Origin of the sequence: Variovorax sp. ZS18.2.2, from assembly GCF_024701975.1 — a bacterium.
GTDB lineage: Bacteria > Pseudomonadota > Gammaproteobacteria > Burkholderiales > Burkholderiaceae_C > Variovorax.
This window is the reverse complement of the sequence record NZ_JANLNM010000004.1, coordinates 1-26581: the sequence shown is the minus strand read 5'-3', so window position 1 is coordinate 26581 and position 26581 is coordinate 1. Positions and strand designations below refer to the sequence as shown.

Annotated in this window: 24 protein-coding genes; 11 read left to right on the top strand and 13 right to left on the bottom strand. The window is 65.5% G+C overall.

Annotated features, from left to right (window positions below):
- Window positions 1-184: 184 nt before the first annotated feature.
- From NU688_RS16945 to NU688_RS16895, 11 genes are all read right to left on the bottom strand, one after another.
- A complete protein-coding gene (locus tag NU688_RS16945; protein ID WP_257861905.1) occupies window positions 185-922 on the bottom strand; it encodes a cephalosporin hydroxylase family protein in 738 nt (245 codons plus the stop codon).
- A complete protein-coding gene (locus NU688_RS16940; protein ID WP_257861904.1) occupies window positions 912-1976 on the bottom strand; it encodes a class I SAM-dependent methyltransferase in 1065 nt (354 codons plus the stop codon). Before NU688_RS16940 ends, NU688_RS16945 begins: the two co-directional genes overlap by 11 nt.
- Window positions 1976-2818, bottom strand: a complete 843-nt coding sequence (locus NU688_RS16935; protein WP_257861903.1) for an NAD(P)-dependent oxidoreductase — start codon at window positions 2816-2818, stop codon at window positions 1976-1978. Before NU688_RS16935 ends, NU688_RS16940 begins: the two co-directional genes overlap by 1 nt.
- A complete protein-coding gene (locus NU688_RS16930; RefSeq protein WP_257861902.1) occupies window positions 2815-4041 on the bottom strand; it encodes a class I SAM-dependent methyltransferase in 1227 nt (408 codons plus the stop codon). The genes NU688_RS16935 and NU688_RS16930 overlap by 4 nt, the downstream gene beginning before the upstream one ends.
- Window positions 4038-4598 (bottom strand): dTDP-4-dehydrorhamnose 3,5-epimerase family protein, encoded by a 561-nt coding sequence (locus tag NU688_RS16925; protein ID WP_257861901.1) that lies wholly within the window; start codon window positions 4596-4598, stop codon window positions 4038-4040. The genes NU688_RS16930 and NU688_RS16925 overlap by 4 nt, the downstream gene beginning before the upstream one ends.
- A complete protein-coding gene (gene rfbG / locus NU688_RS16920; RefSeq protein ID WP_257861900.1) occupies window positions 4585-5655 on the bottom strand; it encodes a CDP-glucose 4,6-dehydratase in 1071 nt (356 codons plus the stop codon). The genes NU688_RS16925 and rfbG overlap by 14 nt, the downstream gene beginning before the upstream one ends.
- Window positions 5652-6425, bottom strand: coding sequence for a glucose-1-phosphate cytidylyltransferase (gene rfbF / locus NU688_RS16915; RefSeq protein ID WP_257861899.1), 774 nt, complete (start codon window positions 6423-6425; stop codon window positions 5652-5654). Before rfbF ends, rfbG begins: the two co-directional genes overlap by 4 nt.
- Before the next feature lie 152 nt (window positions 6426-6577).
- The gene (locus NU688_RS16910) at window positions 6578-7909 is read right to left on the bottom strand and encodes a glycosyltransferase family 2 protein (RefSeq protein ID WP_257861898.1); all 1332 of its coding nucleotides are present in this window, start codon (window positions 7907-7909) and stop codon (window positions 6578-6580) included.
- A 182-nt stretch (window positions 7910-8091) separates the two neighbouring features.
- Window positions 8092-9252, bottom strand: coding sequence for a glycosyltransferase (locus NU688_RS16905; RefSeq protein WP_257861897.1), 1161 nt, complete (start codon window positions 9250-9252; stop codon window positions 8092-8094).
- A 2-nt stretch (window positions 9253-9254) separates the two neighbouring features.
- Window positions 9255-11876, bottom strand: a complete 2622-nt coding sequence (locus NU688_RS16900; RefSeq protein ID WP_257861896.1) for a glycoside hydrolase family 99-like domain-containing protein — start codon at window positions 11874-11876, stop codon at window positions 9255-9257.
- Window positions 11877-12385: 509 nt separating this feature from the next.
- Entirely contained in the window at window positions 12386-12787 is a 402-nt protein-coding gene (locus NU688_RS16895) for a hypothetical protein (RefSeq protein ID WP_257861894.1), read from the bottom strand.
- Here NU688_RS16895 and NU688_RS16890 point away from each other — a divergent pair.
- The 11 genes from NU688_RS16890 to NU688_RS16840 all read left to right on the top strand — a co-directional run bounded on the left by NU688_RS16890 (window position 12764) and on the right by NU688_RS16840 (window position 25314).
- A complete protein-coding gene (locus NU688_RS16890; RefSeq protein ID WP_257861893.1) occupies window positions 12764-13957 on the top strand; it encodes a hypothetical protein in 1194 nt (397 codons plus the stop codon). The two genes, NU688_RS16895 and NU688_RS16890, sit on opposite strands and share 24 nt — an antisense overlap.
- A gap of 22 nt (window positions 13958-13979) precedes the next feature.
- The gene (locus NU688_RS16885; protein WP_257861891.1) at window positions 13980-15269 is read left to right on the top strand and encodes an FkbM family methyltransferase; all 1290 of its coding nucleotides are present in this window, start codon (window positions 13980-13982) and stop codon (window positions 15267-15269) included.
- A 313-nt stretch (window positions 15270-15582) separates the two neighbouring features.
- On the top strand, window positions 15583-17010 hold the full coding sequence (locus NU688_RS16880; RefSeq protein ID WP_257862406.1) for a UbiA family prenyltransferase: 1428 nt from the start codon (window positions 15583-15585) through the stop codon (window positions 17008-17010).
- Entirely contained in the window at window positions 17007-18344 is a 1338-nt protein-coding gene (locus NU688_RS16875; protein ID WP_257861890.1) for an FAD-binding oxidoreductase, read from the top strand. Before NU688_RS16880 ends, NU688_RS16875 begins: the two co-directional genes overlap by 4 nt.
- The gene (locus NU688_RS16870) at window positions 18341-19087 is read left to right on the top strand and encodes an SDR family oxidoreductase (RefSeq protein ID WP_308340311.1); all 747 of its coding nucleotides are present in this window, start codon (window positions 18341-18343) and stop codon (window positions 19085-19087) included. The genes NU688_RS16875 and NU688_RS16870 overlap by 4 nt, the downstream gene beginning before the upstream one ends.
- 37 nt (window positions 19088-19124) lie before the next feature.
- The gene (locus NU688_RS16865; RefSeq protein ID WP_257861889.1) at window positions 19125-20060 is read left to right on the top strand and encodes an NAD(P)-dependent oxidoreductase; all 936 of its coding nucleotides are present in this window, start codon (window positions 19125-19127) and stop codon (window positions 20058-20060) included.
- Entirely contained in the window at window positions 20061-21413 is a 1353-nt protein-coding gene (locus tag NU688_RS16860; protein WP_257861888.1) for an NAD(P)/FAD-dependent oxidoreductase, read from the top strand.
- Window positions 21414-21423: 10 nt separating this feature from the next.
- The gene (locus NU688_RS16855; protein WP_257861887.1) at window positions 21424-21813 is read left to right on the top strand and encodes a GtrA family protein; all 390 of its coding nucleotides are present in this window, start codon (window positions 21424-21426) and stop codon (window positions 21811-21813) included.
- On the top strand, window positions 21810-23906 hold the full coding sequence (locus NU688_RS16850; RefSeq protein ID WP_257861886.1) for a hypothetical protein: 2097 nt from the start codon (window positions 21810-21812) through the stop codon (window positions 23904-23906). The genes NU688_RS16855 and NU688_RS16850 overlap by 4 nt, the downstream gene beginning before the upstream one ends.
- Before the next feature lie 5 nt (window positions 23907-23911).
- A complete protein-coding gene (locus NU688_RS16845; protein ID WP_257861885.1) occupies window positions 23912-24289 on the top strand; it encodes a GtrA family protein in 378 nt (125 codons plus the stop codon).
- Window positions 24286-25314, top strand: a complete 1029-nt coding sequence (locus NU688_RS16840; protein ID WP_257861884.1) for a glycosyltransferase family 2 protein — start codon at window positions 24286-24288, stop codon at window positions 25312-25314. The genes NU688_RS16845 and NU688_RS16840 overlap by 4 nt, the downstream gene beginning before the upstream one ends.
- A 9-nt stretch (window positions 25315-25323) precedes the next feature.
- Here the strand turns inward: NU688_RS16840 and rfbC are convergent, their stop codons facing one another.
- Both rfbC and rfbA read right to left on the bottom strand, forming a co-directional pair.
- The gene (gene rfbC / locus NU688_RS16835) at window positions 25324-25872 is read right to left on the bottom strand and encodes a dTDP-4-dehydrorhamnose 3,5-epimerase (protein ID WP_257861883.1); all 549 of its coding nucleotides are present in this window, start codon (window positions 25870-25872) and stop codon (window positions 25324-25326) included.
- Window positions 25869-26581 (bottom strand): glucose-1-phosphate thymidylyltransferase RfbA (gene rfbA, locus NU688_RS16830; RefSeq protein WP_257861882.1); only part of this gene is annotated, 713 nt, incomplete at its 5' end. The genes rfbC and rfbA, both read right to left, overlap by 4 nt.

The following is a 26581-nucleotide window of genomic DNA, read 5'->3' as shown; positions in this document are numbered from 1 at the left end:
GTGATTGTGCCGCAATGCATTGCGCTCCCCGCCGAGGCGGCGCACCAATCTGGCGACCTGGAATGCGCCTCGAAAGCCGCGCCACGACAACAACAACGCGCCTGCGCACCAGATGGCTGTCAGAAAAACGTAATACGTGTGACGTTTCTGCCCAATCCTCCGATCTTCTGCCTTAGCGCGCGACTCAACGAACCCGTTTCAGGTACCCATCGGGAGCCACGCTGATCATCAGCTTGTGGTCGACCGCGCGGTCGATCTCGAACTCCGGATGTGTCTTCAGGTATTCGTGGACGGCCGTTTTCGGGTTGTCGCCCGGACCCCAGGGGCGGTCGGGGTACATCTCCTTGGGGAGGTCTTCCACGATGGTGTCGAACACCACGCAGTAGCTGCCGACCGTCGCCAGGGGCGCGTAGGCCTCCAGTTCCGCCAGCACGTGGGCGTGGGTGTGGTTGCTGTCGAGGCAGACCAGCACGCTCTTCCTGCCCGATGCGAACTGCCGCACCTGCTCGATCACCTCCGGCGCGGTGCTGGAGCCTTCGATCATCGAGATGCGGCGGGACATCGGATGCGCCTCGATCGCCTGGCGGTTGTGCGCGCGGATGTCGATGTCGAGCCCCAGGACCTTCGCGTCCCCCGGTCCGCCGCAGGCGGCATTGAGCTCGAGCATCGCGGCCGAAAAGATCAGCGATCCGCCGTGCGCAATGCCGGTCTCGATGATCAGGTCGGGTTGCACCTGCCAGATGATCTCCTGCATCGCCACCAGGTCCTGCGGGTACTGGATGACCGGCCGCCCCATCCACGAGAAGTTGTACGAGTAGCCGGCCCTGATGGACGAATTCATCAGGTTCTGCGCGTCCTTCTTGAGCGTCAGGTTGGTTTCGTTGGCCGCGACGCGTTGCGCGACCTCTGCTTCAAAAGTCATGTTGATCTACCTTGACGAGATGGAATCGGTGATGAGACTGCTGCGCGATCTCATTGAAGTAATTGGAGTTCATCACGAACACCAGCGAATTCGCGGGAAGGGCCTGGAGCGCGTCCGACGGCGAGAGGATTTTGAGGCCGGTGCCGGCCATGTACCTCTGCTGCTTGACGGGATTGATGTCGATCGCGAGGTCCAGCGTGATGCCCTCGCGCTCCAGATGGTGCGCAAAGATCACGCCCTTCGACGATGCACCCCAGATGGCCTTCGGGCCTTCGGTGCTGCGTGCGAGCGCCTTGCTTCGTTCGATGCCGCCCAGAAAATCTCCGGGTAGCGCGAACTCGCTCGCTTCGGGGGCGAGATCCTGCAAGGTCGACAGGTCCGCCACGACGTACTGGTACTGGCCGCCGAAGAGATGGCCCATCTCTTCGATCTGGCCGAACATGCGCCGGAAGTCCGCCGCGCGAAAGTAGTTCACGTGCTCGTAGAAGATGTCGAACCAGGCACGCCGCTCGCAGATCCAGTCGAAGCAAGGCACCTCGATGTAGATTTTTCCCTGCCCGCCATTGGCACGGGCCACCGCATGGAGAAATGACAGCGGATCCTGGATGTGTTCCAGCACATGCCGCAGCACGATGGCATCGGCGGTCATGCCGAGCGCCTCGGAAAAGGCCGCCTTGACGACATGCGGGCTGTCGCCCTCGTAGGCCGGGTCGATGCCGGTGGCGTCGTAGCCCGCCGCGCGCAGATGCGCCAGGAAATAGCCCTTGCCACAGCCGACCTCGATCAACGAAGGCGTGCGGAAATGGCGCCGGACGATATCGAGCACGTTGTCCAGGTGCTCGCGGAACACGGGTGAGCAGGCCTGCTCGTTCTGGTAGTCGGCGTCGTAGCTCAGCAGATCGGGATCGAATGCGCTGTTGAAGATCAGGCCGTTGGCCTGGCTCTGGGCGAGCACCATGCGCCCTCTGGGCGCACTGCGAGCCGCTTTGGCATGCGGGTAGACCTTGTTCTGAAGCACCGGCAGGTCTTCGACACGGAGCAATTCACGGTCCATCAACGGTTCTCCAGGCATTGCGTCAATCGCGCGTTGCTTCCCCAGAACGCCATCGGTTCGTAGGTGGGATAGGGGAAGTGTCCGAGCGCCAGTTTCATGGGCCATTGGTGCGTCGCGAGCCATCCCTCGACCAGTGCGCGGACCGATATGGGGCGCCCCGCGCAGACATTGACGACGCCCGCTCCGGTGGTACGGCACGCCAGCGCGACCAGCGCTGAAGCGACCGCTGAAACATGCAGATAGTCGCGCAACTGCTCGCCGCCCGACATCCTGAAAACATCGTCGCCGCGAAGGCCTGCCGCCATGAACTGGCTGTAGAGCGAGTTGGGCGCCTGCCCTTCGCCATGCATGTAGAAAAGGCGTGCCCAGGTCAGCTGGAGCTTGCTGCCATCGCGCAGGAACTCGAGCTCGCGTCGCAAGGCGTCCTTGGCAAAGCCGTAGGGATTGCGCGGGTCGGTCGCCAGCGACTCGTGCAGCTCGCCCGATTGCATGCCGTACTCGAAGCAGGTGCCGGTGCACAGCAGCGATGGCAGGCCTGCATCGACAAGACCGCGAAGGAAGCGGTACTGCTGCCCCAGCTGCAGCTCGAAATGATGCAGCGCCTGGTAGTTGGGCAAGCCGTCCCAGGCCAGATGCATCACCACGTCGGGGCGCCCGAGCTTCGAGAACGCCTCAGTGGCCGGCGCGGCAATGTCGAGCAGGACATGCCGCATGCCGATCGGGAGCCAGTCACCGGCAGGGCCGCGCGAAGCCGCCACCACCTCGACGTCGTCGGTGCGGGCAAGCGCCTGCAGCACGTGGCGTCCCACGAAGCCGCTGGCGCCAGTGACCGCGATCTTCATGAGACTTCGATCCCGGGCACCGCCCATACGAACCGGCCGCCCCACTCGCGGATATAGGCCAGCTGATCCATGACCTCGGCCTTGAGGTTCCACGGCAGGATCAGCACGTAGTCCGGTCGCTCACGTTTCAGGTGTGCTTCATCGACGATCGGAATACGGCTGCCGGGCATGAAGAGCCCCTGCTTGGCCGGGTTGCGGTCCACCACCCACGGCAGCAGGCCGGCGCGAACACCCGCGTAGTTGAGCAGCGTGTTGCCCTTGGCCGCGGCGCCATAGGCGCCGGTGCGCTTGCCCGCGCGCCGCGCTTCGATCAGGAACGACATCAGTCCATCGCGCACATCGTCGGCACGTTGCTGGAAGCCCGCGTAGTAGTCGGAAGTCGCGACGCCCGCCGCGCGCTCCATTGCCAGCACCCGGGACACAGCGGGTTCGACCGTACGCTGGCCCGTATCCCGCCGCTGTGCAAACACGCGCAGGCTGCCGCCGTGGGTTTCGAGTTGCTCGACATCGAACACGCCGAGCCCGTTCGCCTCGAACATCCGGCACACCGACGTGAGCGAGAGGTACGAGAAATGCTCGTGATAGATCGTGTCGAACTGGCACTCCGACACCAGCCGCAGCAGATGCGGAAACTCGAAGGTGGCCACGCCCTGCGGCTTGAGGACCGTGGCAAAGCCTGCGACGAAGTCGTTGATGTTCGGCACGTGGGCCAGCACATTGTTCGCGGCGGTCAGGTCGGCGCTCTTGCCGGCGGCGACGAGCCGCTCGGCCAACGCCACGCCAAAGAACTCCTCGACGATCTCGATGCCTTTCTCGCGCGCGGCCTTCGCGGTGCTCGCCGTCGGCTCGATGCCCAGGCACGGAATGCCGGCGTCCCGCACGTACTGCAGCAGGTAGCCGTCGTTGGCCGCGACCTCGATCACATGGGCGTTGCGATCCAGTGCAAAGCGCTGGACCATGTCGCGGACATAGCGCTGCGAATGCGCGAGCCAGCTGGAAGAAAAAGAGCTGAAGTAGGCGTACTCGCTGGAAAAAAGATCGGCGTGGTGCGCGTAGTCGTCGGTCTGCACCAGCCAGCATTGCGTGCAGGTGAAGACACGCAGGGGGTACCACTTTTCAGGCGCGTTCAGCTGATCGGCGTGCAGGTACGCGTTGGAAGGCGGCGCCGTCGCCAGATCGATGAACGGCAGACTCAGCTCGGCGTGACAGTGGCGGCATTTCATCCAGGAAGACCCGTGAACTCGGCGGTGATGAAGGGATGACTGGCATCGCGGTCGGACATGTCGCCAAACGCGAGGGGCCAGGCGATGGCGAGCGCGGGGTCGCGGGCGTTCAGCGCGCCCTCGGCCGCCGCAGCATACGGCGCCGAATGAAGATACAGCAGTTCGGCGTCGTCGCCGAGCGTCTGGAAGCCGTGGGCAAAGCCCTTGGGGATGAGCAGGCTCGTGGCGTTCTCGGCGCTCAGTATTTCGCCGTGCCACTGCAGGAAGGTCGGCGAGCCCCGGCGCAGGTCGACCGCAACGTCGAAGATCTCACCGCGCAGGCAACTCACCAGCTTGTCCTCCGCGTGCGGCGGATGCTGGAAATGCAGCCCGCGCACCGATCCACGCCGGCGGGTCAGCGTATGGTTGATCTGGGCGATGGGCTCGGAGAACCCCGCGGCGCCCAACTCCTCCGCGCAGAAGAAGCGGCTGAAGAAACCGCGCGCGTCTTCGAGCTTCTGGCGCTGGACGCGCATCACGCCCGCGAGTGGCGTCGCGCGGACATCAAACCTGGCCATGCTGGCCGTCGCCCTGGTAGGCCGCGATCTGCGAGCGGCAGACCTTCTGCATGTCTTCACCCGCGCGCCAGGCCCGATGCCATTCGACCGTCCTGTCGAGCGCCTCGTCGAGCATCCAGCGGGGACGCCAGCCCAGCGCCGCGCGCGCCTTGCTGCTGTCGAGCTTCAGGTAGTTGGCCTCGTGCACGGTGCCGGGGGATGTTTCCCGCCATTGCGCACCGGGCACGCGGCGCGCAAGCCGGTCCAGCAGGTCGCGCACCGGCACCGCATCGTCGTCGCCGGGGCCGAAGTTCCAGGCCTCTGCGAATGCGGGGTCGCCGCTCGCCAGGCGTTCCGCCAGCAGCAGGTAGCCGCCGAGCGGCTCCAGCACGTGCTGCCATGGCCGCGTGGCACCGACATGGCGCACCTCCAGCGACAGGGCCTTGTCGGTGGCGCGAAAGAAATCGGGCACCAGGCGGTCGTCGGCCCAGTCGCCCCCGCCGATCACATTGCCCGCACGCGCGGTGGCCACGGCCACGCCGGCCTGCGCGAGAAAGGATGCGCGGTAGGCGGAGGTCACGAGTTCGGCGCACGCCTTGCTGCTGGCATAGGGGTCCAGTCCGCCGAGGGGCTCGTCTTCGCGGTAGCCCCAATGCCATTCGCGGTTCTCGTAGACCTTGTCCGTCGTGACGCTGACAACGGCCCGGACACCGGCACAAGCGCGCACCGCTTCGAGCAGGTGCACGGTGCCCATGACGTTGGTGGCATAGCTTTCCACCGGGTCCTTGTAGGAAGGGCGAACCAGGGATTGCGCGGCCAGGTGGAAGACGATCTCCGGCGCGGCTTGCCGAACGGCCTGCTGCAGCCCCCCGAGATCGCGAACATCGCCCAGCGTGTGCCCCGCCAGGAGATCGGCGACACGGGCCTGCGTGAACAGGTTGGTTGCCGTCGGCGGTGCCAGCGAGTAACCGTGAACCTCGGCGCCGGCGGCCTGGAGCCAGAGCGCCAGCCAACTGCCCTTGAAGCCCGTGTGCCCCGTGACCAGGACCCGCTTGCCACGCCAGAACGCTGTGTTCACGCCCACACCTTCCAAGGTGCGGCCTGGGTCGCCCACAGCTGCTCGAGGTGCATCTTGTCGCGCAGCGTGTCCATCGGCTGCCAGAAGCCCGCGTGTTCGAAGGCGCGCAACTGGTCGTCCTTTGCAATCTGGGCCAGGGGCTCGCCCTCCCAGCTGGCGCGGTCGCCGTCGATGTAGTCCAGGCACTGCGGGGACAGCACGAAGAAGCCGCCGTTGATCCAGCCGCCGTCGCCGCGCGGCTTTTCGACGAAGCCACGCACCGCATCGCCATCGAGCTCCAGCGCGCCGTAGCGTCCGGCCGGCTGCACGGCGGTGACCGTCGCCAGGCGTCCGTGGTTGCGGTGGAATGCGATCAGCTTGCCGATGTCGATGTCCGCGACGCCGTCTCCGTAGGTGAAGCAGAAGGCCTCTTCATCGCGCACGAATTCGGCCACCCGCTTGAGGCGCCCGCCGGTCATCGTGTCTTCGCCGGTGTCGACCAGCGTCACCTGCCAGGGCTCGGCCTTGCGCTGGTGGACATGCATCTGGTTGCTGCGCATGTCGAAGGTGACGTCGGACATGTGAAGGAAGTAGTTGGCGAAGTACTCCTTGATCATGTAGCCCTTGTAGCCACAGCAGATGACGAAGTCGTTGATGCCGTAGGCCGAGTAGAGCTTCATGATGTGCCAGAGCACGGGCTTGGCACCGATCTCCACCATCGGCTTGGGCTTCAGGTGGGTTTCTTCCGAAATCCGGGTGCCCAGGCCGCCCGCGAGGATGACGGCCTTCATGGGGGGAGCGCCTTCTCGGGGTAGCCCGGCAGCCAGCGGGCCTCGGCTTCACTGGCTGCGCGCATGCCGCCAATGGCATTCATCATGTTCACGGATTTCATGGGGCGACATTGTGCGCCGGACCCGCGCCGTGAACCGCGGTTTTTCCGGCATTAGAGCCGCATCAGGCGGAGCTTGCGCAGGATTCTGAAGAGCAATCCGCCCTGAAGCACCGACACCCTGGCGTCGATGACTTCAAACTTAGAGCGCCAGGCATCGGCCTCTGCGCGCGCAGCCGCGGTCTGCGCGGTCTGGTCGGCGAGGCTGGATTCCAGGGCGACGCAGGTCTGCTGCCATTGCGCGGCGAGCACCTTCTGTTCGGACAGGGCCTGCTCCTTTGTCGCCGCGGTGCGCTTTGCCGAAGCGATCACCGCGCTGGCCGCCTTGAAGCTCCACAGCACCGACGCGAGAAATCCCTGCGGCCGATCCGGCGCCGCGCTCTCGGCAACGACGTCTTCGGGCAGCAGCAGAACCGAGGTGTCGTCAACGCCGTCCGGCCCCGGAGCGCGAGGCTTTGCGGCGAGGGTGTCGATGAGCGAAAACGCCAATGGCCAGTCACCCAGCCGGAACCCGGCCGCGGAGGCGGACGACACCAGCTGCCGCGAATCGAGTTCTTCCTTGGCGGCGATGTTCCAGATGCTCCTGTAGCGCTGCTGCACTTTCGCGCGCAGCGGCAGGTACTCCTCTACCGGGAAGAGACCGCGATCGAGGACCGCGCGGTCCAGGCGCTTGAAGAGCGCCCCCCAGGACTTGATGTGCGACAGGTCGTACCCCATGCTGGCCTGGTCGTCGTGCTGCGTGTAGACGGCGCCGAGCCTGTTCACGATGTAGACCGGGTACGCGCAGAAGATCTGGGCCTGGAAGTCGACGTCGCTGGGCAGCCCCACATGCAGGTAGGGCGCGCCCACCTCGGCGAGCACCTTCGATCGCCAGAGCACCGAGCTCCAGCTGTAGTGGCCGTAGGTCAGCCAGTCGCGCATGTGGTCGTGCGGGTTCACCAGGCCGAGCCGAATCTTGTCGGGATGCTCCGGGTACGTCATCCCGATGGCGCCGCCGTCGGTGCGCGTTTGGGTCACGAAGACGGCAGCGCCGACGCTTTCGTGCGCCTCGAGGATCCCGTAGGCGTCGTGCAGGAAATCGGGCAGCAGATAGTCGTCGTCGGCCAGCGGGAGGAAATACGCCGTCTCGACGCTGTCCAGCGCTTTCGCATAGTTCGCATGCCCGCCGATGTTGGTGGCGTTGCGCACATAGACCACCCGTGAATCGCGTGCCGCCAGCTCGCGCGCAAAACGCTCGGTTTCATCGGTGGAGGCGTTGTCGAAGATGTGCAGGGCGATCGGAACCCGCGTTTCCTGCAGCACGCTTTCCACGGCACGCCGAAGGCGCTCCTGCCGATTGAACGTGGGTATGACGACGGCGATCGTGCGCGGGGTAGCAGGAAACATCGCAACAACATTTGTTTTTTGTTGCGCGGAGTCTATCCATGAACCTTGGTTAACAATAATTTTTCACGGAAGCAACCCGCACTTGGCGAGCCCCCTGCATCAACAAGTCGCACATACGTGGTAGGGGCGATTGTTTTCGGGAGCTCCGACTCCCCGTGCAACACACACGGGGCGCCGCGCGCTCAACGCTCCTGCGGGAGCGTCAACGCGATCCGTTGCAGTTGCTCGCGGTAGCGCAGGCCCTGCCGGCGATGCGAGAAATGCGTGCGCATGTGGATGCCGGCGCGCCTGCCCAGTTGCCGACCGAACTCAGGGTCGTCGAAGAGCGCGAGCACCTTCTGCGCGGCGTCGTCCAGATCGGCATCGGCCCACACCTGGTCCTGCCAGTGCGGATAGTCGCCCTCGACCAGCGGGACGAGGTTGTAGCGAACGCCCAGCGAGTTGTCGGGCGTCATGTAGTCCATGTTGCCGGACCAGGCCGTCACGATGGCCGGCTTGTCGAAGAACATGGCTTCCGCCGGCCCGAGACCGAAGCCTTCGGCCCGGTGCAGCGAGAGGAAGGAGTCGCACACCCGCACGAGGCTCTTGACCTCCTCTTCGGACACCGTCTTGTCGATCAGCGTGACCCGGTCGTGGATGGGTTCGATCTCGGCCTTGAGCCGCTCCAGCGACTTCGCATCGCGCGCCGAGTTGTTGATCTTCAGCACCAGCTGGAGCTTGGCCAGCGGCCTCTGTGCGAGCACGCGCTTGAAGACGTCGATCGCGGCCCACGGATTCTTCCGGCTGGCGTAGGACAGCGCATCGAAGAAGAAGAGCATCGTGTAGCGCGACTCCGGGATGCCGAAGTACTTGCGGTCGAAGAGCTCGTGAACCCGCGGCTCGACGGCAATGGGCAGGTGGACGACCGGCTTGCCGACCGCCGCGCGCAAGGCCGCATCCACGTGAAGCGACGGCGACCACACTTCGTCGAATCGCTCGATCTGCCGCGCCCACTCCTGTGGATACCTCGGCAGCTCCCACATCGGATAGATGATGTTGTAGCCGCTGGCGAACGCGCCCGGCAGCTTCTGCTCGATCGTGCGGATCACGGGATCGATCTCGTCCCCGTTGATGCAGAAGATCCGCACGGGCGCCGTGAACTGCTCGGTCAGCAGCGGGCCGAACTCCCGGGCTTCCCGCGGTATGGGCTGGGTGACCTTGTAGACATCGTGCACCGACAGGTTGCCGTACGCCGCGGCCAGCGAGCGCACCACGCCCCGGCAGTGGGCACCCATGCCGATGGCGGCATACGGGTGGCCGACGATCAGGCAGTCCGGATTCTTGGAGTGGTCAGTTGCCGCCATGCTCAGCCGTTTCTCTTCTGGTACTTGTGTGATTCGAGCGCATCCCGCAGCGCGGTCAGGTAGGCATGGCCGTAGCGCTGGTCGGGCTCCAGGTAGGCGCCCTCTCCCCACTCGTTCCAGGCGTTGATGAAGACCATCCGGCGCTCCGGCACGTTGAAGTCGCGCGAGAACTCCAGCGCGTGCTCCAGCCAGGCACGGAACGCGCCGGGGCTGGGATTGTCCAGGATGTAGGGCGCGTCCTGGCGGCGCGGCGTGTTGTCCCATCCCGGCAGCACGCCCGGGAAGTGGGTGTGCGGCCGCAGCGGCAGTTCGGTCGCATAGCGCGTGCCCACCGTCTCGTAGTCGTCGATGGTTCCGGTGAAGCTCGGGCTGACCGCCGAAGGCTTCTTGGGAACGGGCGAGCCCATGTTGTGGGGCGGGAAACCGATGCTCGCGTCCAGCCCGTGGTCGGCCGCGTTCTTGAGCTTCCAGGCCAGGTCGAACGAATCGACGCTCGCCACGAAGATCTCGCCGATGCCGGCGTTGCGGCACTCCTCGCGCCAGACCTTCACCGTGTCCGCGATCGAAGGCAGCAGGTCCCAGCGGTAGACGATCACCAGCGGCTTGCCCTCGATGCGGATGTAGCGCGCGTCGCGCATGAACCGCATGAGGTCGTGGATGATGGCCTTGTCGTCCTCGGTCGAGTATTCCTGCTTGAGCAGCAGGTCGTGATCGCGGCCATCCCAGCGCCGGCTCCAGTTCTCGTTGGCCCAGCACAGGCAGAACGGGAAGTCGAGCGACTTGTCCTCCAGGTACAGCTCCAGCGGCGCCTCGAGGATGCGGCGGCCGTTGAACCAGTAGTAGTAGAAGCAGAAGCCGTGCAACCCGTATTGCATGGCCAGCTCGATCTGCTTGCGGATGCTCTTCGGATTCGTGAGGTCGTAATGCCCGAGATCGGCCGGCAGGCGCGGCTGGTCGTGCCCAGGGTAGTTGGGCTTGGCCTTGGACACGTTGGTCCACTCGGTGAAGCCCGGCGCCCACCACAGGTCGTTCTCCGGAACCGTGTGGTACTGCGGCAGGTAGAAGGCGATGGCCTTCACCGCGTTGTCGGCCTCCAGCTGGGCCTGCCAGCGCTCGGCGAAGTTCTGCGCGCTGCGCGCCGACTGCCCGTGCTTGTAGGCCGGCGCCAGCGACGACATCGTCTCGCTCATCAGGTGCACGATGCGCGCCGTCGGTTCGTAGACCACGCGAAGGCCGCGCGTGCGCACGCGAAAGCACAGGTCCACGTCCTCGTAGTAGGCCGGATGGAACAGCGGATCGAAGCCGCCCAGTTCGTCGAACAGCGCCCGCTCGATCAGGAGGCACGCACCGGAGATGTACTCCACGTCGCGGCGATAGTTGAACCGTGGATCCTCGGGGCTGGCGCCGTGTCCGACGAGCGCCGCGGAACAGTCCACGCGGATGCGGCCACCGGCCTCCTGCAACACGCCGGACGGATACAGCACCTGCGGGCCCACGATGCCGACGCCCTGCTCGTGCGCCGCCACCATGGCATCGAGGAAGCCTTCCTGCACCAGCGTGTCGTTGTTCAAAAACAGCACGAACTTGCCGCGCGCCGTGGCCGCAGCCCGGTTGCAGTTGCCGCCGAACCCCAGGTTTTTTTCCGAGCGCAGGAACGTGAGGCCGGAGACGTTGGCCAGCTCGAAGCAATCCGGATCGACCGACGCATCGTCGGCCACGATCACTTCGTAGGACGTGCGGCAGTTGCTTTCGACGATGGTCTTCAGGCAAGAGCGGGTCAATGCCACCTTGTTGTAGACCGGAATCACGATCGAGACGAGCGGTTGCTCGAACGCCGGGATCGCGAGGGGCGCGGCGGGTTCGCTCGCGGCGTCCTTGCAGACCGCGGACACCGGGGTCTCGACGCGCGGGTATCGCTCCGCGCGCCGCTGCTCGGCCTGCGCGAGCCGCGCCCGCATCGCGCCGTAGCGGGACCACTCCCACTTCCCGTTCGCGACGCGCGCGAGGCCTTCATGCATGCGGGCGCGCGGAATGCCGTCCTTGGCAAACGCCTCGGCGAAATCGCTGTCCAGGGCGTACGAGCTTTCCTGGACCAGAAAGTGCGCAAGCTCATGCACCTTGTCGGCCCCGGCGGCCGGGTACTTGCGCGCATGCTCGACCAGGTCGATCGCAGAGGAAGGATTCCGGAGGGCATCGTGCCGGTGCGCCAGGAAATGGGCCAGCGGATCGGCAGCGTCGCCGACATCTCCGTAGGCTGCGCAGTACCACTCCGAGTCGAAGCTCGGGTGGGGCATCCGGTGCTCGGGCGCACCGAACAGCACGTAGTGCAGCAGCGGATCGAGGCCCGCCGTCTTCACGTCGAGGTACTGGTCCAGGTACCAGGTCGTGTTGAACAGCGGATGGGGGTCCCGGCCTTCCTTCCAGCCGAGGTCCACGTAGTGGACGAGCGGGTTCCAGCCGACCTTCGCCACGTCCGGATTCCGCTCCAGGTACCACGCCACATCGAACAGCGGATGGGGGTTGCGTCCTTCCTTCCAGCCGAAGCGCATGAAGTGCCGCATCGGGTTCAAGCCGGCTTTCACGATGTCCGGATTGCGCTTTGCGTACCAATCCGCATCGAACAAGGGATGCGGCTCCGGCAATGTTTTCTCGCCGAATGAAATGCGCCCTCTGGTCGCCCGATTGACTGCACGGCCGGCAATTGATTTCAAGCGGCGATACCAATGAATTGGATTTTTGTTCATGTTTCTTCAGCCTGCGGGCCGTTTTTTGCAGCTCGGCAAATTATGCGCAGTGGAATTCAGATAGGCGACTGTACTTATTGAATGCCGCGCTTCGGGTGCGGCATTTATTTTCGGCTGAATGAAATTTCCCGGACTCATTCAAATCGCTTGATTGCAGCGAATTCCGGGGTTGGATCTTGGAATCAAAAGAGCTGCCAGATTGACGGAACTTGTAAATTCGCCTATGCGAATCGAAACTGAATTCAGCAAATCAATTCACTCCAAATGGCACGGCCTGATTCATCCATACAGGATCTCACCGCAATGCGCCGCACACGCTCCCCTGTCACGCGACCGCAACGATGGTCGACAACCCGCGTACAACGGGGCGAGGCAACGGTCGTTGACGATCATAGCAGCCCGATTTTTGCCGCTCGGGCGGCGTCGCCGAAGGCCGGCCGCCGACCTTCGTCCGGCAACGCACGTCCCGTCAACGACGAAAATGCCATGGGCACGCTGGCGATGCCGCAGGGCACTTCGCGCGCGAGCCCGCGATTCAGCTTCAGGTATAACGCAGGCCATCCGACGCTTCTCCCAGGAATCGCTTTAAAGCAGCGAACTATTCGATGAACCCCAGGTTTACGCCAAAAATTGTAAAGATCGCCACAGTCGGCATATTCATTGTTTTCGTTCTTTTCATATTCCCGGTTTCCCGCGCGCATCCGTGGTCGGATGACTGGACTTACCCGGGTATTTACGGCGCAAGTTGGAAAGAATTCTTTCAATGGGTGATCGCGCAGCACGTCGACCATCGCATCCCCCTCATCAAGCTCGTTCAATACGGCCTGCTGAAACTGAGCAAGTTCGATTTTCGGGTCCTGCTGTTGTTCAATGCGGCCATGGCAACCGCGGGCGCCCTGGCGCTGGCCGGCGCGGCGCGATTGCACAGGGGTTCGGCGCACTGGGGCGATCTGGTCATTCCGCTGACGGTTCTGAACTTCGGCTTCGGCCTTTACCTGTGGTCGTTCTCGGCCCAGTTCAGCTTGTGCATTGCGCTCAGCTTCCTGTTTCTCTATTTGTTCATCAAGTCGCAAACCGCCCGCTCGACGCCCTTTCTGATCGCAGCGATGGTGGCCCTGTGGGCTTGCGCCCTCTGCGGCATGAACGGAGCCATCGTCGCCACGGTGATCGCGGCGGCCCTCTTGGTGTTCGGGCTTCGTCAACGGGCCTGGAAAACCCAATTCGCCATGGTTGCGGGCCCCGCGCTCGTGCTCGCGATGAACGCGGCGATCTTCCTCACCTGGCAGCCCTCGGGAACGACGCTCGCGGCGCAGCAGACCGATCTCGCGACGCGCATGCTGTCGTGGGGGCGCCACCTCGTCGAATCCAGCTTCATCCTGGACGGCTGGCTGCAGGGCTACTGGCGCCCCATCCTGTGTGCGCTGCTCTTCGTCGCAGCGCTGGTGCGCGCACTGGTCTACCTGGTCCCGGCCCTGCGCCGCGGCGACGCCGACATGGCGAAGGTCGCGATCTACGCCACCCTTCTTGCGTACGCCATGCTTTTCGTTTCGATCGTGCTTGGACGCTCGCGCAGCAGCGAATGGTCGCCGGGGCTGGAAATGCACTACGGCTACCTCGTCGTGGCCCTGGTTCCGCTCTCCTGGATCATCGTGACGGAATCGGGAAAGAAGTCCCTGGCACGGTGGGCGCTCGCGGCGGTGCTGCTCGTTGCCTATGGGCACGCTTTCAGGTGGGGCGCGATCTACCGCTTCCACGATGTTCGCGACAACAATGTTCCCTACACCAACGCGACGCTGGCCATCGGATCCCAGGAGGCGCCGGAGGCCCTGGCCAAGCGCAAGATCAGCAGCTACTTCTTCGTCGACACGCCGGACACCCAGGACACCGTCGCGCAGGGAATCGCCAAGCTGCGCAGGGTGGGCGGCCCGCTCTACAAGGCACAACCCGCCGAGTCGAACTGAACCCGCGGCACCACCGGCCTCCATGCACACCAGCGAACCCCACCCCGTCACCGCGCGCTACGGCCGCATGCACCTGCTCGGGCGGGATTCGATCGTGTCGGAGTCGCTGGCGCTGTACGGCGAGTGGGCGCAACGCGAGATCGACTTTCTCGCCCGTTTCATCGCGCCGGGCGCCACCGTGCTGGACATCGGCGCCTTCATCGGAACGCACACGCTCGCCTTCTCCACGCTGGTGGGCGAGCAAGGCGCGGTGATCGCGTTCGAGCCGCGCGCCGAAGCCTTCGGCCTGCTGTCGCGCAATGTCCAGGACAACCGGCGCACGAACGTCCGCCTGCACCAGCGGGGCGTCTCCGATGCGCCGGCCACCATCGCACTGCACCGGCTCGCGCCGGGTGCACTGACGAACTTTGCGGGGCTTGCGCTCGAAGACGACGACGCGGGGCCGGCCTCCGGCCCGGCCTACGAAGTGCCGCTCGTGACGGTCGACAGCCTCGCACTGTCGGCCGTCGGGCTGTTGAAGATCGACGTCGAGGGCATGGAAAGACAGGTGCTCGACGGCGCGCGCGAAACCATTGCAGCCTTCCAACCCGCAGTGTTCGCCGAGGCCAATTCGATCAGCGCGGGCCTCAAGATCCTCGACTGGTGCAAGGCCAGCGGCTACGAGTGCCTCGGTCATCTGACCGACGCGTTCAACCCGGGCAACTTCAACGGCGAGACGCGGAACATCTTCGACGACGGCAAGGAGCTCAATCTCCTGCTGCTGCCGCTGGGTCGGGCACTCCCTCCCGGCACGCCGCGCGTGTTTCCCATCGACAACGCGGACGACATCGCCGCCCTGCTTCTGCACAAGCCGCAGTACCCCCAGGAGGTGCTGAGCCTCGCGAACAGGAGAGAGGGGCCGGGCCTGGCCTACCCCTCGCCGATGGCGAAGGCGGCGATGGAGGCTCGCCAGAAGCTCGAGAGCGAGGTGTCCGATCTCCAATCCGAAATGCGGGCAGCCCGGGCCGCGCAGCTGGCACAGGCGACGGCACTGCAGGCCACGGCAGAGGCGGTGCAGCGCCAGGCCGATGCGCTGCAGGCGCAGTTGGCGGAGGCGTCCACGGCGCGCGAACGCGTCAACCGTCAACTGGCAAGCACTGCCGGCGAGCTCGAGCGAACAAGCGAACGCCTCGACGAACTGAAGGCGCAGCGCGAAACAACCCTTGCCGCATTGACGACCCTCCGCGAGAGTCGCTCGTGGAGATTCACCGCGCCGCTGCGGTATGCGAGCCATCGGCTTCGCGCTGTCCTGGCCCGTTTCAGGCCCCGTTGACGCGGGGCGCTGGGCCGCGCGAGCCCCGGTTTCACGCCTCTGGGCGGCGTCTTTCCCTCTGTTCAATGCAAATAGAATCCCCGCTTCTGCATCCACCTCGCGAACATGTGTACCGTTGCTGCACCTCCAGTCCTACAGCCACGGCCGATCAACCCGTCGCGACGTCTCCCGGACGCCAAGGCCGACCTGTTGCCATGAGCGCCGCGCCGGGCCATCCCAAGCAAGCTCGCACCGCAGTGCGAAGCACGAAGGTCATCCAATGAGCGCCTTGCCCCACGTGGAAGACGACATCGGCACGCCCCCTTCCCAGACGATGGCGGGGCAGAGAATCATCGCGGTCGACCTGGACGGAACGCTGATCCGCTCCGACCTGCTGGTCGAGAGCGTTTTCCTGCTGCTGAGATACCACCCCCTGCTCTTCGTGAAGGCCCTGTTCTGGGTCCTGAAGGGCAAGGCCTATTTCAAGCGGAGGATCGCCGACGCGGTCTCGCCCGTCGTCCAGACGCTGCCCTACAACCAGCCGCTCGTCGCATGGCTCGAGGCGCAGAAGAAAACCGGCGCCCGCCTCGTGCTGGCCACGGCGTCCGAAACACGCCTTGCCAGGGACGTCGCAGCCCATCTCGGCCTCTTCGACGAAGTCCTCGGCACCGAGAACCAGAACCTCGCGTCCGCCAACAAGCGCAAGGCGCTGGTCGCGCGCTACGGCGAGCAGGGCTTCGAGTACGTCGGCAACTCGTCGGCCGACCTGAACGTGTGGAGTTCCGCGAACGTCGTGCACGTGGTGAATCCGGAGTTCGGCGTGCTCGCGCGCGCGCGTCGCATCGGACGCATGGGGCAGGTGTTCGACGATCGCGCGAGCTACCTGCGCGTGCTGCGCAAAGCCCTCCGGCTGCACCAGTGGGCCAAGAACCTGCTGGTGTTCGTGCCCTTGCTGGCAACGCACCAGATCACCAACCTCGACCTGATGCTCAACGGCGTGCTGGCCTTCGTCTGCTTCGGCATGTGCGCTTCGAGCGTGTACATCCTGAACGACCTGCTCGACCTGAAGGACGACCGGCAGCATCGCACCAAGCGCAACCGGCCCCTCGCGGCCGGGACCTTCCCGATGACGCATGCCATGGTCTGGATGGTGGCGCTGCTGGTGGTGGCGTTCGGCGTGGCGCTCGCGGCGTTGCCGTGGCGGTTCGCGCTCGTGCTTTGCGCGTACTACGTGCTCACGCTGGGCTACTCGCTCTGGATCAAGCGGCTGGTGATGCTCGACGTGATCACGCTGGCCATGCTCTACACGGTGCGCGTGGTCGCCGGCGCGGCAGCCATCTTCGCGCCCCTGACGTTCTGGATCCTCGCGTTCTGCATGTTCATGTTCCTGAGCCTTGCGTTCGTCAAGCGCTACACGGAGCTCTATGACGCCAAGGAACAGCGCAAGGGCGACGCCGTGCCCGGCCGCGGCTACCAGTTGCAGGACTTCGAACTGCTCGCGTCGCTCGGCAGTTCCTCGGGTTACCTCTCGGTGCTGGTGCTGGCGCTCTACATCAACGACGCCGCCGCATTGACCCTCTATGGGCATCCCAAGCTGCTGTGGGTGGCCTGCCCGCTGCTCCTGTTCTGGCTGAGCCGGGTCTGGCTGATCGCGCACCGCGGCCAGATGAACGACGACCCCATCGTCTTCGCGCTGCGCGACCGCGTGAGCCAGTTGATCGGCCTTGCGTTCGCAGGCACTTTCGTCCTCGCTTCGCTTTGAACCCGCGCACTCGCCTGTCCTGGGGAAGGTACCCGCAGCACCCGCAAACGGTCCATCCTGTCCAGTGGCCTTCGGAGGTCGGCGGGGCCGTCGCCGCCGCGCTCGCGGCCGCCCCCGGCGGCACCCTGGCTTTCGGCATGGGCCGCAGCTACGGCGATTCGTGCATGGCCGAGTCGGACCACGTGGTCGCCACGGCCGCCTTCGACCGGGTGATCTCGGCGGACTGGGACACCGGCACGATCGTGGCCCAGCCGGGCCTGACGCTCGGCGCGCTGATCGACATGGCCCTGCCGCGCGGCTGGTTCCTGCCCGTCACGCCCGGCACCAAGTTCGTCACGCTCGGCGGCGCGGTCGCCAACGACGTGCACGGCAAGAACCACCACGTCACGGGCACCTTCGGCCGCCACGTCAGGCGCCTGTCGCTGCTGCGGACCGACGAAGGCATCGTCGAGTGCTCGCCCGAGGCGAACGCCACTCTGTTCGAGGCGACCATCGGCGGGCTCGGGCTCACGGGCATCGTGCTGTCGGTCGAGCTGCAGTTGCGCCGCGTCGCATCGGCCTATGTGGACCAGTGCGCCATCAGGTTCGGCGGCCTCGACGAATTCTTCGCGCTGTCCGACGAGCTCGATGCGCGCCACGAATACGCGGTCGCGTGGGTCGACTGCCTGGCCACGGGGCGGCAGGCGGGACGGGGCCACTACATCGTCGGCAACCACGCGACCGACGGCCGGCTGCAGATCGCGGCGCCGCGGCCTAAGAGCATGCCGGTGGACCCGCCCTTCTCGCTGGTCAATGGGCTGACGCTCAAGGCCTTCAACGCCCTCTACTACCACCGCCAGCAGACCACGCGCGTGACGTCGGTCGTCGGCTACGACCCCTTCTTCTATCCGCTGGACGGGCTGCTGCACTGGAACCGCATGTACGGACGCGGCGGCTTCCAGCAGTACCAGTGCGTGATCCCCCACGCGAACGCCCGCGACGCGATCCGCGCGATGCTCTCGGAGATCGCGCGCAGCGGCAGCGGCTCCTTCCTGGCGGTGCTCAAGCGCTGCGGCGAGATCCGCTCGCCGGGCCTGCTCTCCTTCCCGCTGGAAGGCGTGTCGCTCGCACTCGACTTCGCCCAGCGCGAGGCCGCCAACGCCACCCTATTCGCCCGGCTCGACGCGCTGGTCGACGAAGCCGGCGGGCGCCTCTACCCGGCCAAGGACGCGCACATGGGCGCCGCCCATTTCCAGAAGGCCTATCCCGCGTGGCCCCGCGTCGAGGCGCTTCGCGACCGCCATCTGCAATCCCGCTTCTGGCAGCGGGTCACCCAACCGGTCACCACCTCATGACGATCAAGAACATCCTCCTCATCGGCGCGACCTCCGGCATTGCCGAAGCCGTGGCGCGCCGCTATGCCGCATCGAATTGCAACTTCGTGCTCGTGGGCAGGGACACCGCCAAGCTCGACGTCATCGCCAGCGACCTCGCGGCGCGCGGCGCGGCGCGCGTCCATGTCCTGCCATGGGACGCGCACGACGTGTCGCAAGCCGGCGCAACGATTGCCAGCGCGTGGCAGCAGCTCGGCACGGTGGACATCGCGCTGATCGCGCACGGCTCGCTCCCGGACCAGGCGCGCGCCGAGGAAGACCTCACGTATGCCGTCGAGCAGTTCCGCCTCAATGGCGAGAGCGCCGTCGTCTGCATGCTGGCGCTGGCGCAGCATTTCCGCAAACAAGGCAACGGCACGCTGGCGGTGATCGGCTCGGTGGCCGGCGACCGGGGCCGGCCGACCAACTACGTGTACGGCGCCGCCAAGGGCGCCGTGGAAGATTGCGCATCGGGCCTGCGGGCGAACCTCTTCAAGCAGGGCGTGCACCTGCTGCTCATCAAGCCGGGCTTCGTGGCCACGCCGATGACGGCGCACCTGGAACTGCCGGGGGCATTGACGGCCTCGGCCGACCAGGTGGCACAGGACATCCAGCGCGCGGTGGCGCGCGGCAGCGACGTGCTCTACACGCGCTGGTTCTGGCGCTGGATCATGCTGATCATCAAGAGCATCCCCACGAAGATCTTCAAGCGCCTGAGCCTCTGACGCGCACCGCGCCCCCAAGACAAATCACGCACAAGCCATGAACAAGAAAATCGTACTGCCCGGCGGCGCCGGCCTCGTGGGCCAGAACCTGGTGGCACGCCTGCGGGCCCGTGGCTACACGGACATCGTCGTGCTCGACAAGCACGTGCACAACCTCGCCGTTCTCCAGAAGACGCAGGACGGCGTCACCGTGGAGCAGGCCGACCTCGCCAGGCCCGGCACCTGGCAGCGGCACTTCGAAGGCGCGCACACCGTGGTGATGCTGCAGGCCCAGATCGGCGGCATCGACTACCAGGAGTTCGAGGACAACAACGTCTCCTCGACCCAGCTCATCCTCGAGGAAATCCGCAAGAACAAGATCCCGCAGCTGGTCCACATCAGCTCGTCGGTGGTGGAGTCGGTGGCGGACGATTTCTACACGCGCAGCAAGAAGGCGCAGGAGCGCATCGTGCTGGAGAGCGGCATCGAATGCCCGATCCTGCGGCCGACGCTGATGTTCGGCTGGTTCGACCGAAAGCACCTGGGCTGGCTGTCGCGCTTCATGGCGCGCGTGCCCGTGTTCCCGATTCCCGGCAACGGCAAGTTCATGCGCCAGCCGCTGTACGTGGGCGACTTCTGCAACGTGATCATCAGCTGCATCGAGAACGACGTGCGCACCGGCATCTTCAACATCACCGGCCATGAGCAGGTCGACTACATCGACATCATTCGCGAGATCAAGCGTGTGACCAAGGCCAAGGCGCACATCGTGAAGATTCCCTACGGCCTCTTCTATGCGCTGCTGTGGGTGTGGTCGCTGTTCGACCGCAACCCGCCCTTCACCACGCAGCAGCTGCAGGCACTGGTGGCGCGCGACGAGTTCGAGGTCATCGACTGGCCCGGCATTTTCGGCGTGCGTAGCACACCCTTCGCCGAAGCCGTCAAGGAAACCTTCAACCACCCGGTCTACAGCCAGGTTGCGCTGGAGTTCTGAATGACAGCGCCCTCCACTTCGACCTCCACTACAGCCACGCCATCCCAGCGCATCGCGGTACTCGGCGCCGGCCCCATGGGCCTGGCCGTGGCTTATCAACTGACGCTCGAAGGCCACCGTCCGGTGGTCTTCGAGGCCGACGACCGCGTGGGCGGCATGACGGCCGCGTTCGACTTCAGCGGGTTGCAGATCGAGCGCTACTACCACTTCCATTGCATCTCCGATGCGGCCTTCCTGCAGGTGCTGGACGAACTGGGCCTGGGCTCGAAGATGAACTGGGTCGCCACGAAGATGGGCTACTGGTACCAGAACCGCCTGCAAGCCTGGGGCAACCCGGTGGCGCTGCTGCGTTTCAAGGGCCTGGGCCTCGTCGCCAAGTTCCGCTACGGCCTGCATGCCTTTCTCTCCACCAAGCGCAACGACTGGAAGCCGCTGGACCGCGTCGATGCCACGGACTGGATCAAGCGCTGGGTCGGTGCCGAGGCGTACGAGGTGCTCTGGCGGCGTCTCTTCGACTACAAGTTCTACGACTACAGCTCGAACCTCTCGGCCGCCTGGATCTGGAGCCGCATCCGGCGCATCGGGCGCTCGCGCTACAGCCTCTTCAAGGAGAAGCTGGGCTACCTGGAGGGCGGCTCGCAGACGCTGCTCAATGCGATGAAGAACGCCATCGAAAGCAGGGGCGGCGAGATTCGCCTGTCGTCGCCGGCCTCGAAGGTCGTGATCGAAGCGGGCGCGGTCAAGGGCGTGCAGACCGCGGCTGGCATGGAAGCCTTCGACAAGGTGATCAGCACGGTGCCGCTGCCCTACGTGCCGCGCCTCATGCCGGACCTGCCGCCCGATGTGCTCGCGTCCTTCGCGGCGCTGAAGAACATCGCGGTGGTCTGCGTGATCGCCAAGCTGCGCAAGCCGCTGACCGAGAATTTCTGGCTCAACATCAACGACCCCGAGATGGACATCCCGGGCCTCGTGGAATACAGCAACCTGCGGCCGCTGAGCCCGCATGTGCTGTACGTGCCGTTCTACATGCCGGGCGAGCACCCGAAGTTCCAGGACGCGGACGAGGTGTTCCTGGCCAAGGTGCGCGCCTACTGCATGAAGATCAACCCGAGCCTCACGGCGGACGATTTCGTCGACATGCGCGCGAGCCGCTACCGCTACGCGCAGCCGATCTGCGACCCCGGCTACCTCGACCACTTGCCGCCGGCCGCACTGCCGGTGAAGGGCCTGTGGGTGGCCGACACGTCGTACTACTACCCCGAGGACCGCGGCATTTCGGAGAGCATCGGGTTCGGTCGCCAGCTGGCGACCTCCGCAGCGCTCGACACGCTGCCGACCACCAGCGCCGCATGAGAAACATGCCGTGGTGATTCCCCAGTTCCTGCGCTTCCTCGTCGCCGGCGGCATCGCGGCGGCGGCCAACTACGGATCGCGCTTCGTGTTCAGCATCTGGCTCGGCTACAGCACCGCGATCGTGCTGGCCTACCTGGTGGGCATGGTCGTCGCGTTCGCGCTCATGCGGCACCACGTCTTCGACGCCAAGGCCGGCGACCTGCGCGCGCAGGTCGCGAAGTTCGTCGTCGTGAATGTCTTCGCCGTGCTGCAGACGCTCGCCATCAGCCTGGTGCTGGTGCACTGGGTGTTTCCCGCCTTCGGCATCCAGCGCCATGCAGAGGCCATCGCGCACCTGGTGGGCGTACTGGTCCCCGCGGTCACGAGCTATTTCGGACACCGGATGCTGACGTTCAAATGAACCTCGGCCCCACCGAAACCAGACGCTCCTTCTGGCCGGTCGTTGCCTGCGTCGGGGTCTTTCTCTGCCTCGCCGCCGGGCTGGCCGCATCCGACATTGCCACCACCCAGACGCTGAAGGACGCGAAGCCCTACCTGCTGTTCGCACTGGCGCTTTGCGGCGTCGCCCTCGCCGGCGCATGGCGGCGCACGAATCCCGCGGTGCTTCTGCTGGCGGTCTTCGTCATCCTTTCCGTCCAATTCGTCGAGGTGTCCGCCTTCATCGCGATGCCGGCCTTCTTCCTTGCTTCCGCCGTGGTCGGGCAGAGGATCACGCGGCGCTTCGGCGTGGACGACCTGCTCCTGGCCACGCTCATCGGCATCTTCGTGCTGACGGGCGTGATCGGCTGGACGCTTCCCTACAAGATCCACACGCGCTTCATCTACACGGTCCTGCTGGTCGGGCTGCTCTGGCTGGAGCGCCGCGCGGCGCGCGAGGTGCTGGCGACAACGTGGCGAGGATGCGCCGAGGCCCTGTCGGGCTCGAAAGCCGCGGCGAGCCTTGCGCTTGTGGTCCTCATCGCCTCGCTGTCGGTCGCGTGGCGGCCGAACGTCTTCTACGACGACCTGGCCTACCACTCGATGCTGCCGACGCAGCTGATCCACCTGGGCTTCTACCGGTTCGACGTGGCGACCCAGATCTGGGCGGTCGCGCCCTGGGCCTCCGACATCGTGCATGCGGTGGTGGGCGTACTGGCCGGCACGGAGTCCCGCGGGGCGGTCAACATCGGTTGGTCCTGGCTCGCCTGCTGCGCGCTCTGGCGGTTCGGCGCGCTCATCGGACTGAACGACAAGTGGAAGTGGCTGAGCATCGCGCTCTATGCGAGCCAGCCCTACATCAGCGGCCTCTTCGGAACCGCGCAGGTGGAGAACGCGCTCGTTCCCCTCACGCTGGCGCTGGCGATCCTCTGCGTGCGGATCTGCCGGGACAAGGACCCGAACGCGATCTATGCGGTCGTGATCCTTGCCGGGTTGTTCGCGGCGCTGAAGGCATCGCAGGCCTTGGTGATCGCGCCGCTGGTTCTGGTCTGCGCGCCCGCGTTGCTGAAGGCCAACCCGCGCAAGCTGGCGGCCGCCGTGGCCATGGCTCTCGTCTTCTGCGCCTCCAGCTACGTCTACGCCTGGCTTCTCACCGGCAACCCGCTGCTGCCCCTCTTCAACGCCTACTTCAAGTCGCCGTTCTTCCCGGTCGCAAATTTCCACGACATGCGTTGGTCGCAAGGCCTGAACTGGCGCAGCCTCTGGGACCTCACGTTCGCGACGCAGAAGTACCAGGAGGTCGACGCCGGCGGCGCGGGGCTGTCGGTGCTGGCACTTAGCATCCCGCTGCTCGCGACGCTGGCCGTGCCGGCGCTGCGCCGCACGACCCTCTGGCTGCTGCTCGCGCTCGTGGGCATGTTCGCGGCGATCCAGTACCTGCGCTACATCGCGCCGCTGCTAGTCGCGTCGATCCCGATCGCGCTGTTCGCGATGCAACGGCATCTGGCACCCAGGGTCGCGACGGGCGCCGCCGTCGTCCTGATCCTTGCCAACCTGGTGCTCATTCCGGCGTCGATCTACCTGCCGAGGGGAAAGCTGCTCGAAGGGCAGCTTCGCTCCCTGGTCAACAAGTCGAAGGGCGATGCGAACGAACAGATTCTTCGCACCTTCGCTTTCGAGGCCATCGTCGCCGCGCACCTGCTGAAGGATCCCGCCGATACAAGGGCGGTCTTCCTCGCCGACAAGGAGCGACCCTTCACCGCACCGTTCGTGGGTCGCGCCTTTGCCGAGAGCTGGTATGACACCTACTTCTCGACAGCGGGCGCCAACGCGGACGCCGACCTCACCGGCGAACGCTGGAAGCAGCTTCTGTCGCAGCACGGCATCGGCTTCGTGCTCGCGAAGAACGATCCAGCCGATCGCCCCGCGCTGCGTGCCCTGCTGCGTGCCGAGGCCGAGCCCGTTCTCGCAGGCCCGGCCCACACGCTCTATTGCCTGTGCAAGCCCCGGCCCGCGGCCGCCGGCGACGCGCTCTACAAGACCCGTGACCTGAGCGCCCGGCTCAGGCTGTTCTGAAAGCCATGCGGCAACTCATCCTCTTCGGCGTGGTCGGCGTGACGCAGCTCCTCGCCGACACGCTGATCTTCTACCTGCTGCTCGAGCTGTCGATCACGCCGTGGATCGCGAACTCGCTCTCCAGGTTCCTCGCGCTTCTGCTCGGGTTCGTGCTGAATGGCGCCATCACGTTCAGGCAGCCCGACAACACGGCATCGACGTCGAAGAAGAGCTTCGTCCGCCTGCTGATCCTGTGGCTGGCGCTGACTTTGGTGAGCTCGGAGCTGGTCACGCTGGCGAGCCACCATGTCTCGGGTCCTCACCTGCTCCTGGCCAAGCTCGGGGTCGAACTGGTGCTGGCGTTCGTCTCGTTCTTCATTTCAAAGACCTGGGTCTACCGATGACGCCATCACCGAACGCCGCCTCACCCGCCATCGCCGTCGTCATCCCGTGCTACCGGTCGGGCGAGCTGGCCCTCGACGTGGTCCGGCGCATCGGTCCGGAGGTCGGCTGGATCTTCGTCGTCGACGACTGCTGCCCGGTCCAGACCGGCCAGACGGTGCAAGCGCACAGCACCGACCCGCGGGTCACCGTGCTTTTCCACAGCGAGAACCAGGGCGTGGGCGGCGCAGTGATCACCGGCTACATCGCGGCGATGAAGGCGGGCGCATCGGTCATCGTCAAGCTCGACGGCGACGGACAGATGGCACCGGAACGCATCCCGCAGCTTTGCAGCCCGATTCTTTCGGGGCAGGCGGACTATGTGAAAGGCAACCGCTTCCATATCGCCGGCGGCGTCGCCGCGATGCCGCCGCTTCGCCTCATCGGGAACGTCGCGCTCTCGTTCATCACCAAGGCGTCCAGCGGCTACTGGCAGCTGTTCGATCCGACCAACGGATACACCGCGATCCACACCCGGGTGCTGGCCGAACTGGACACGGACAAGATCGCGAAGCGCTACTTCTTCGAGTCCGACATGCTGTTCCGGCTGAACCTGCTGCGGGCGGTGGTTTCCGAGATGCCGATGAAGGCAGCCTACGACGGTGAACCGTCGAGCCTGAGTCCGGCGAAGGTGATCGCGCCGTTCCTCAAAGGCAACACGCGCAACTTCTTCAAGCGCGTGCTCTACCGCTATTTCGTCTCGGACTTTTCGCTCGCCTCGCTGGAGCTGCTGTGTGCGATGCCGCTGCTGGCGTTCGGCATCCTCTATGGCGCCGAGCATCTGCTCTCGAACCGCTTCAGCGGCGGCGTGGCATCGGCCGGCACCGTGATGGCGTCGGCGCTGCCGATCATTCTGGGGTTCCAGTTGCTGCTGTCGTGGCTCAACTACGACGTGTCGAGCCAGCCCACGCAGGCATTGCACCCGCAGCTGCCGCCGCTGACGGATGCCGCGCAACAAGAAGCGCAGCGCCCGCAGGCGCCGCACTGACCGGATCGATCAGTCGAACAGCGAAGCGTTCGCCAGCAACGACGCCACGGCGTCCTTGCCCGACAGCTGCGGCTCGACGCCGGTCGCGGGCCATTCGATGGCGAGCTGCGGGTCGTTCCAGACAATGGCGCGCTCGTGGGCGGGCGCGTAGTAGTCGGTGGTCTTGTAGAGGAATTCCGCCGTCTCGCTCAGCACCAGGAAGCCGTGCGCGAACCCGGCGGGCACCCAGAGCTGCTTGTGGTTGTCTTCGTTCAGCTCGACACCCACCCACTTGCCGAAGGTCAGCGACGACTTGCGGATGTCGACGGCCACGTCGAACACCGCACCGCGCACGACCCGCACGAGCTTGCCTTGGGGCTGTTGGATCTGATAGTGCAGCCCGCGCAGCACGCCCTTGGCCGAGCGCGAATGGTTGTCCTGCACGAAGTCGACATGCTTGCCGATCGCCTCGTCGAAGGCCTTCTGATTGAAGCTCTCGAAGAAGAAGCCTCGCGCGTCGCCGAACACCTTCGGTTCGATCACGATCACTTCAGGAATTGCGGTCGGTGTGGCCTTCACGAACGCACCTCCTCGGCCAGCAGATGGTTCAGATACTTGCCGTAGCCGTTCTTCTGCAGCGGTGCCGCCAGCCGTGCCAGCTGCTCGCGGTCGATGAACCCATTGCGCCAGGCGATCTCTTCGGGGCAGGCGATCTTCAGGCCCTGGCGATGTTCCAGCGTGGCGATGAATTGGCCGGCTTCGAGCAGGCTCTCGTGCGTGCCGGTGTCCAGCCACGCATAGCCGCGCTGCATGATCTGCACGTTCAGCTGATCGAGGTCGAGATAGGCCTGGTTGACCGCGGTGATTTCGAGCTCGCCGCGGGCGCTGGGCTTGACGGCCTTGGCGATGTCGACGACCTGGTTGTCGTAGAAGTAGAGGCCCGTGACCGCATAGCTGCTCTTGGGCTTCAGCGGTTTTTCTTCGATGCTGCTGGCCTTGCCCTGCGCATCGAACGCCACCACGCCGTAGCGCTCGGGGTCATGCACGTGGTACGCGAACACCGTCGCACCCGAGGTCTTGGCGTCCGCATCGGCCAGCAGGTGGGCGAAGTCGTGGCCATAGAAGATGTTGTCGCCCAGCACCAGCGCGCTCGGGTCATTGCCCACGAACTTCTCGCCAATGATGAACGCCTGCGCCAGCCCGTCCGGACTCGGCTGCACCGCGTACTGCAGGTTGATGCCCCACTGGCTGCCATCGCCCAGCAACTGCTGGAAGCGCGGCGTGTCCT

What these genes read in the sequence shown, in the direction of transcription:
- NU688_RS16945 (WP_257861905.1), bottom strand. Translation starts at nt 922, where the DNA reads ATGACTTTTGAAGCAGAGGTCGCGCAACGCGTCGCGGCCAACGAAACC.
- NU688_RS16940 (WP_257861904.1), bottom strand. Translation starts at nt 1,976, where the DNA reads ATGGACCGTGAATTGCTCCGTGTCGAAGACCTGCCGGTGCTTCAGAAC.
- NU688_RS16935 (WP_257861903.1), bottom strand. Translation starts at nt 2,818, where the DNA reads ATGAAGATCGCGGTCACTGGCGCCAGCGGCTTCGTGGGACGCCACGTG.
- NU688_RS16930 (WP_257861902.1), bottom strand. Translation starts at nt 4,041, where the DNA reads ATGAAATGCCGCCACTGTCACGCCGAGCTGAGTCTGCCGTTCATCGAT.
- NU688_RS16925 (WP_257861901.1), bottom strand. Translation starts at nt 4,598, where the DNA reads ATGGCCAGGTTTGATGTCCGCGCGACGCCACTCGCGGGCGTGATGCGC.
- rfbF (WP_257861899.1), bottom strand. Translation starts at nt 6,425, where the DNA reads ATGAAGGCCGTCATCCTCGCGGGCGGCCTGGGCACCCGGATTTCGGAA.
- NU688_RS16910 (WP_257861898.1), bottom strand. Translation starts at nt 7,909, where the DNA reads ATGTTTCCTGCTACCCCGCGCACGATCGCCGTCGTCATACCCACGTTC.
- NU688_RS16905 (WP_257861897.1), bottom strand. Translation starts at nt 9,252, where the DNA reads ATGGCGGCAACTGACCACTCCAAGAATCCGGACTGCCTGATCGTCGGC.
- NU688_RS16895 (WP_257861894.1), bottom strand. Translation starts at nt 12,787, where the DNA reads ATGGTCGACGTGCTGCGCGATCACCCATTGAAAGAATTCTTTCCAACT.
- NU688_RS16885 (WP_257861891.1), top strand. Translation starts at nt 13,980, where the DNA reads ATGCACACCAGCGAACCCCACCCCGTCACCGCGCGCTACGGCCGCATG.
- NU688_RS16880 (WP_257862406.1), top strand. Translation starts at nt 15,583, where the DNA reads ATGGCGGGGCAGAGAATCATCGCGGTCGACCTGGACGGAACGCTGATC.
- NU688_RS16870 (WP_308340311.1), top strand. Translation starts at nt 18,341, where the DNA reads ATGACGATCAAGAACATCCTCCTCATCGGCGCGACCTCCGGCATTGCC.
- NU688_RS16865 (WP_257861889.1), top strand. Translation starts at nt 19,125, where the DNA reads ATGAACAAGAAAATCGTACTGCCCGGCGGCGCCGGCCTCGTGGGCCAG.
- NU688_RS16860 (WP_257861888.1), top strand. Translation starts at nt 20,061, where the DNA reads ATGACAGCGCCCTCCACTTCGACCTCCACTACAGCCACGCCATCCCAG.
- NU688_RS16850 (WP_257861886.1), top strand. Translation starts at nt 21,810, where the DNA reads ATGAACCTCGGCCCCACCGAAACCAGACGCTCCTTCTGGCCGGTCGTT.
- NU688_RS16845 (WP_257861885.1), top strand. Translation starts at nt 23,912, where the DNA reads ATGCGGCAACTCATCCTCTTCGGCGTGGTCGGCGTGACGCAGCTCCTC.
- NU688_RS16840 (WP_257861884.1), top strand. Translation starts at nt 24,286, where the DNA reads ATGACGCCATCACCGAACGCCGCCTCACCCGCCATCGCCGTCGTCATC.